Source organism: Pseudomonas sp. EA_65y_Pfl1_P113 (genome assembly GCF_963970525.1).
Taxonomy (GTDB): Bacteria; Pseudomonadota; Gammaproteobacteria; order Pseudomonadales; family Pseudomonadaceae; genus Aquipseudomonas; species Aquipseudomonas tritici.
This window is the reverse complement of sequence record NZ_CAXAQM010000283.1, coordinates 1-567: the sequence shown is the minus strand read 5'-3', so window position 1 is coordinate 567 and position 567 is coordinate 1. Positions and strand designations below refer to the sequence as shown.

The 567-nt window shown below is 62.3% G+C and carries 1 protein-coding gene; it reads right to left on the bottom strand.

What is annotated here, in order from left to right; translation table 11 throughout:
• Window positions 1–200: 200 nt before the first annotated feature.
• The coding region (locus AACY52_RS29615; RefSeq protein WP_339561269.1) for a hypothetical protein at window positions 201–567 on the bottom strand (367 nt) is incomplete at its 5' end.

Genomic DNA, 567 nt, shown 5'->3' with positions numbered 1-567 from the left:
CGATCATCTGGCGGTCGACATAATTGATCGCGGTGGCGGCAAAGAGCAGGCCGCAAATCACCCAGCGATAGCGTCCGACCGTGCTTGCGTCGGCCGCTATCGTCCCGCTTGCACCCGTTTCGATCGGAAGTTCGGCCGTCGCCATCATCTCTCTCCTGTCGGCGGCCCTGTTTCGAACCTTTGCCGGATCATAATCGCGGTTATTGGGCGGCGATGCTACACGCCACCGTCAGTCGGTTGTCGAAGATGGCCGAAATTTGCGCGCCAATGTGAACTTGGTGGACGCCGCTGACCGCTCCGGACGAGATCCACTGCCCTGCGCTGAGCGCGATGCCACGCTGCGCCATCAGTTCGAACAGGAAGCGGGCTGCGCCGAAGGGGCCATCAAGCATGGCGGCGGCGGTGGCGACCCCGGTCGATGCGCCGTCGATGGTCAACTCGACCGGCCATTGATTGAGGTCGAGGTCGCGCCAGTTGGCAATATCGGGGCCGATCACCAGCCCGTTATTGTTTCCGAAATCGGAAATGGTGACACCGGGGCCATGGTCGTTGATGCCGCCAAAGGGC